This is a genomic window from Luteibacter sp. P4_D7_3, assembly GCF_056401735.1.
In genome coordinates this window covers 1-5,595 of the sequence record NZ_JBFUIT010000266.1, presented here as the reverse complement: position 1 = coordinate 5,595, position 5,595 = coordinate 1, and the positions used below count along the sequence as shown (strand labels likewise).

General features: G+C 64.4%; 6 protein-coding genes. 5 read left to right on the top strand and 1 reads right to left on the bottom strand.

The window, feature by feature from the left end; translation table 11 throughout:
• Nucleotides 1-94: 94 nt before the first annotated feature.
• Nucleotides 95-1,213 carry an NADH:flavin oxidoreductase gene (locus AC1DSN_RS17595; protein ID WP_477331943.1) on the bottom strand — a complete coding sequence of 373 codons (1,119 nt, stop codon included), beginning with the start codon at nt 1,211-1,213 and terminating at the stop codon, nt 95-97.
• A 189-nt stretch (nt 1,214-1,402) separates the two neighbouring features.
• On the opposite strand from AC1DSN_RS17595, the gene AC1DSN_RS17590 reads away from it, so the two are divergent.
• The 5 genes from AC1DSN_RS17590 to AC1DSN_RS17570 are packed head-to-tail and all read left to right on the top strand — an operon-like array spanning nt 1,403 to nt 5,563.
• Nucleotides 1,403-2,176 (top strand): alpha/beta hydrolase, encoded by a 774-nt coding sequence (locus tag AC1DSN_RS17590; protein WP_477294193.1) that lies wholly within the window; start codon nt 1,403-1,405, stop codon nt 2,174-2,176.
• 26 nt (nt 2,177-2,202) lie between these two features.
• Nucleotides 2,203-3,849: a malonate decarboxylase subunit alpha gene (mdcA, locus tag AC1DSN_RS17585; protein ID WP_477331941.1), complete on the top strand. Its 1,647-nt coding sequence runs from the start codon at nt 2,203-2,205 to the stop codon at nt 3,847-3,849.
• Between the two features lie 10 nt (nt 3,850-3,859).
• Nucleotides 3,860-4,177 carry a malonate decarboxylase acyl carrier protein gene (mdcC, locus tag AC1DSN_RS17580; protein ID WP_477331939.1) on the top strand — a complete coding sequence of 106 codons (318 nt, stop codon included), beginning with the start codon at nt 3,860-3,862 and terminating at the stop codon, nt 4,175-4,177.
• On the top strand, nt 4,174-5,073 hold the full coding sequence (locus AC1DSN_RS17575; RefSeq protein WP_477294188.1) for a biotin-independent malonate decarboxylase subunit beta: 900 nt from the start codon (nt 4,174-4,176) through the stop codon (nt 5,071-5,073). The genes mdcC and AC1DSN_RS17575 overlap by 4 nt, the downstream gene beginning before the upstream one ends.
• Complete coding sequence (locus AC1DSN_RS17570) at nt 5,060-5,563, top strand: biotin-independent malonate decarboxylase subunit gamma (RefSeq protein WP_477331937.1); 504 nt, start codon at nt 5,060-5,062, stop codon at nt 5,561-5,563. The genes AC1DSN_RS17575 and AC1DSN_RS17570 overlap by 14 nt, the downstream gene beginning before the upstream one ends.
• The last annotated feature ends 32 nt before the right edge of the window (nt 5,564-5,595 follow it).

Sequence of the window (5,595 nt, the reverse complement as noted above, 5' to 3'; positions counted from 1 at the left end):
ATGCAGATCCAGTTCATGGTCCAGGACGGCCAGGCCCAGATCATCAGCGGCGACACGGTACTGCCCGTCGAGCTGACGACGCTGGCCTGACGCGTCAGAGCAGCTCGGACATCGCGGCCGGGCTGAAGGGTTTCATGCCGGCGGCGTCGCCGGTACGAACCTTCGATACCCAGTCCGGATCGTTGAGCAGCGCACGACCGACAGCGACCAGATCGAATTCGTTGCGCTCCAGGCGCGCCACCAGCTGGTCGAGCCCGACCGGTGACGAGCTCTCGCCGGCGAATGCCTTGAGGAAGTCGCCGGAAAGGCCAACGGATCCCACCGCGATCGTCGYGGCGCCGGTCAGCTTCTTTGCCCAACCCGCGAAGTTGAGACCCTCGGGGCCATCGACGTCGGCAAACTCGGGCTCCCAGAACCGCCGCTGCGAGCAATGGAGCACGTCCACGCCGGCAGCGACCAGCGGCGAAAGCCAGGCCTGCATTTCGGCAGGCGTGTGTGCCAGCCGCGCGTGATAGTCCTGCTGCTTCCACTGGCTGACTCGCAGTAGCAACGGCATGTCCGGGCCGATCGCGGCGCGAACCGCTGCCACGACCTCGCTGGCGAAACGTGAACGCTCGGCGAGCGTGGCGCCGCCGTACCGGTCGGTGCGCGCATTCGAACCACTCCAGAAGAATTGGTCGATGAGGTAACCGTGGGCGCCGTGCAGCTCGACCACGTCGAAGCCAAGCGCTTTCGCATGCGCAGCGGCGTTGGCAAACGCCGTGACCGTGTCGGCGATATCTTCGTCGGTCATGGCCTTGCCGTTCGCATCGCCGGGACCGTTCAGGCCGGAGGGACTTTCCGTTGGCGAACCAGGCGCCCAGCCATACCTGCCACGCGTGGCGCCGGTATGCCAGATCTGCGGGCCCATCTTCCCACCGGCCGCATGGACCCCGTCGATGACGCTACGCCAGCCATCGAGCGCTGCATCCCCGTAGAACGAAGGGATGTTCTGTTCATTACGTGAAGCAGGGCGATCGACGACCGTACCCTCGGAAATGATCAGGCCCACGTCGGCTTCCGCGCGTCGGCGGTAGTAGGCCGCGTTGGCTTCGCCGGGCACGCCCTTCGCTGTAAAGAGCCGGGTCATGGGGGCCATGACGATACGGTTCTTGAGCTGGACGCCCTTGATGGTGAACGGCTGGAACAGCGGATCGACGGAAGCTTCGGACATGCTGGCTCACAGGGAGAGGCGATGAGGACAGCGTACTCGGGCGTATGGTGAATTTGAAGCCAATGCCCGTCGCTTGGACGCTCCGACGGAATGCTTACGAGTTTGTCATCCGGGGGCCAGTCTTCGGTAACCCCCGCGGGCGCAGCATGATTCCACGGTCGAATCGCACCGCATTCCGAGAGCACGACGATGATGAACAAGACGACGAAGGGTTTTCTTCTCTCTGCCGGCCTTCTGCTGGGCGCCGCGATCATGAGCGACCCCGCGGCCGCCGCCACGCCAGTGAAGAACATCGTGCTGGTCCATGGCGCGTGGGTAAACGGCAGTGGTTGGAAGCCCGTCTACGAGATCCTCGCCAAAGACGGTTACCACGTCTCCATCGCCGAGCACCCCCTTACCTCGTTCAACGACGACGTGACCGCCGTAAAGCGCATCGTCGACTTGCAGGAAGGCCCGACCATCCTCGTCGGCCATAGCTACGGTGGCGCGATCGTGACCGACGTCGGCAACGATCCCAAGGTCGTTGGGCTGGTTTACATCGCTGCGCACGCGCTGGACCAGGGCGAGACCGAAGTCGCCAACGGCAAGCTTTACCCGAACAAGACCAAGGCGGTGAAGAAGACGGCCGACGGGTTCACCTATCTCGATCCGGCGTTCTATCCCGCCGACTTCGCCGCCGACCTGCCCAAGCCCCAGGCGGAATTCGAGGCCCAGGCGCAGGAGCTCACGGCGGCCGAAGTGTTCACGGTGCCCGCCGGCCAGCCGGCCTGGAAGACCAAGCCCACCTGGTATGCGGTGGCCACGGCCGATCGCATCATCAATCCGGACCTGGAGCGGATGTACGCCAAGCGCGCACACGCCCACACTATCGAGGTCCAGGGTGCGAGCCACTCCGTGTACGAATCGCACCCGAAGGAAGTCGCCGCGTTGATCGAGGACGCAGCACGTAACGCCATTCCGTAAGCGATCGAACGTCTCCGGAGAGAACCATGACGGTCTGGGATAGCGCAAGAATCGCACGAGCATCGAGGCTGCAGGCCGGTGCCAGATATGCCAAGGGCAAGCACGTTGCAAGGAAGGACGCGACAGCTCTGCTGGAAGCAGTCATCCAGCCGGGTGACCGCGTCTGCATCGAAGGCGACAACCAGAAGCAGGCCGATCTGCTGGCGGCGGCACTTGCCGCCGCGGACAGCGGCAAGCTGCACGACCTGCATATGGTCCAGTCAGGTGTCGTGCTGCCGGAACACCTGGATATCTTCGAACGTGGGATTGCCAGACGGCTGGACTACGCGTTCTCGGGTCCACAGTCGCAGCGCATCGCCAGGCTGCTGTTCGGCGGCAAGATCGAGCTGGGCGCGGTGCATACCTACCTCGAGCTGTTCGCCCGCTACTTTATCGACCTGACACCGCAGGTGGCGTTGATCGCTGCGGTGAGCGCGGATCGCGAAGGCAACCTGTATACCGGGCCGAATACCGAAGATACGCCGGCCATTGTCGAGGCGGCCGCGTTCAAGGACGGCATTGTCATCGCCCAGGTGAACGAGGTGGTCGATAAACTGCCTCGCATCGATATTCCCAGTGACTGGGTGAACTACGTCATCGAAAGCGACAAGCCGTTCTACGTCGAACCGCTCTTCACGCGGGATCCTGCCGCCATTACGGAGACGCAGATCCTTACCGCCATGCTGGCGATCAAGGGCATCTATGCGCCGTACGGCGTACAACGCCTGAATCACGGCATCGGGTTCAACACGGCAGCCATCGAACTCTTGCTGCCGACCTATGGCGAGCGCCTTGGTCTCAAGGGCAAGGTGGCAAGCCATTGGGCGCTCAATCCCCATCCCACGTTGATTCCTGCCATCGAATCGGGCTGKGTCAAGCAGATCCACAGCTTTGGCTCCGAAGTGGGTATGGACGACTACATTCGTGCCCGTTCGGACGTCTATTTCACGGGCCCCGATGGATCGCTGCGGTCCAATCGCGCGTTCTCACAGGTGGCCGGCCTCTATGCCTGCGACATGTTCATCGGCTCGACCCTGCAGATCGACCTCCAGGGAAATTCGTCCACCGTGACGACCGACCGGGTGGCCGGCTTCGGCGGCGCCCCGAACATGGGCAGCGATGCCCGCGGACGTCGTCACCCGAGTGAGCCCTGGCTGCGCGCCGGCAAGGAAGCCGATCCGGACAGCCCGGCCCTGATGCGCCGCGGTCGCAAGCTGGTCGTGCAGATCGGCGAGACCTTCGGCGACAAGAACGTTCCCCTGTTCGTGGAGCATCTCGACGCCATCGAACTCGCCCGCAAGCTCGACCTGGATCTCGCGCCGGTGATGGTCTACGGCGACGACGTGACCCACATCGTGACCGAGGAGGGCATCGCCAACCTGCTGCTCTGCCGCGACAACGACGAGCGCGAGCAAGCCATTCGTGGCGTCGCCGGGTACACGGCCATCGGTCGGGGCAGGGACGCGAAGATGGTGCAACGTCTACGCGAGCGCGGTGTCATTCGTCGCCCTGAAGACCTTGGCATCGATCCACTGGATGCCGATCGCCGGATGCTGGCCGCCAGCTCCATCAAAGATCTCGTGCGCTGGTCCGGTGGCCTGTACGCGCCGCCGTCCCGGTTCAGAAACTGGTAAGGAGAAAGTCGTGGAAAAGCTTACGTATCGGCACGTTACCGCGCTTCGTGCGAAAGGCACACGTGATCAGGCAATCGTTGGCGTCGTGGCATCCGGGAACCTGGAAGTCCTGGTCGAGCGCAGCCTCCCCGATGGCGAATGCGAGGTAGACATTCGCACTCCCGTCGAGGGCTTCGGCGATGTCTGGAGCGCCGTGGTCGTGGATTTCGTCGGCCGCAGTTCGCCGGGTGGCCTGAAGCTCTCGATCAACGATGGCGGCGCACGTCCCGACATGGTTGCCTTGCGCCTCGCCCAGGCCGTGCGTGCCATCGAGGGAGAGCGCTCATGAGCAGCCCCAGCTGGTTCGAGGCGAGTGCCCGCCAGCGCGTCAAGGAGATGCTCGACCAGGACAGCTTCGTCGAATTCATCGGCCCGGAGCAGCGCGAGACGAGTCCGCACCTGTCGCTGTTCGACCTGCCCGAGCAGTTCGACGACGGCATGATCGTCGGGCGCGGTCTGCTCGATGGGAAGCCGGTGTTTATCGCCGCACAGGAAGGTCGCTTCATGGGGGGCGCGTTCGGTGAGGTACATGGTGCCAAGTTGACGGGGCTGCTTCGCGCAGCTCGCGACATCGGCTCCATCCCTGTCGTGATCCTGTTCGATACCGGCGGAGTGCGACTCCAGGAAGCCAATGCCGGTGAGCTGGCTATCGCCGAGATCATGCGCGCCGTGGTGGAAGCGCGTCTTGCCGGCGTGCCGGTGGTCGGCCTGGTCGGTGGGCGTGCTGGCTGCTACGGCGGCGGTGGTCTCACCGCGGGCAGCTGCTCCGCGCTCGCCGTCTCCGAGCAGGGGCGTATCAGCGTGTCGGGACCCGAGGTCATCGAGACCAACCGTGGCGTCGAGGAATTCGACTCGAAGGACCGCGCGCTGGTCTGGCGCACCATGGGTGGTAAGCAGCGTTACCTGATCGGTGGCGCCGACGTCTTCGCCGACGACACCGTGGCCAGCTTTCGCGACGCGGCACGCTATGTCATCGAACATGCCGCTGCGCTGGACCTGGACACACTGCAGGCCGAGCAAGTGCGTCTCGAGCAGCGCATCGAGCGCTTCGGCGCCTGTGCGGATGCGATCGACATCTGGCGGTCCATGGGCGCAACGGATCCGCAATCCCTTCCGGGAATGGCTTTCGAAGACTTTGTGGCCCTTGCCGACGGGCTGAAGGAGACACGTCATGTTGCTCGCTGAGATCCTCGCCTCGCTGTTTCCCGGCGGGCATGAGGTGATTGTCCAAGGCGGTCTTGCCTCCGGCCGGGGGACGCTACCCTCGGGTAGCCAACTGGCCGTGATCGGCGTGGACGGGCGCTTGCCGGTCGGCATCGACGAAGCGGCACGACTCGCGCGTCACGTGCTGGACGTGACCACGAGCGGGAGCAACGATCCGATCCTGGTTCTCGTCGACAGCGACAGCCAGCGCATGAGCAAGCGCGACGAGATGCTCGGCCTCAGCGAGTACCTGGCGCACCTGGCGAAGTGTCTCATCCACGCGGATGCGCACGGCCATCCGACGATCGGTTTGCTCTACGGTCACACCGCGGCGGGCGMCTTCATTGCAACAGCCCTGGCAACCCGCGTGCTGCTGGCGCTGCCGGGTGCCGAACCGGCCGTCATGGACCTGCCTTCGATGTCGCGCGTGAACAAGCTGCCGATCGAGGTCCTGCAGGAGAAGGCGAAATAGACACCGGACTTCGCACCGGGGCTGGATAACCT

Excerpts from the sequence above, each read along its gene's own strand:
- AC1DSN_RS17590 (WP_477294193.1), top strand. The coding sequence starts at position 1,403 with ATGATGAACAAGACGACGAAGGGTTTTCTTCTCTCTGCCGGCCTTCTG.
- AC1DSN_RS17575 (WP_477294188.1), top strand. The coding sequence starts at position 4,174 with ATGAGCAGCCCCAGCTGGTTCGAGGCGAGTGCCCGCCAGCGCGTCAAG.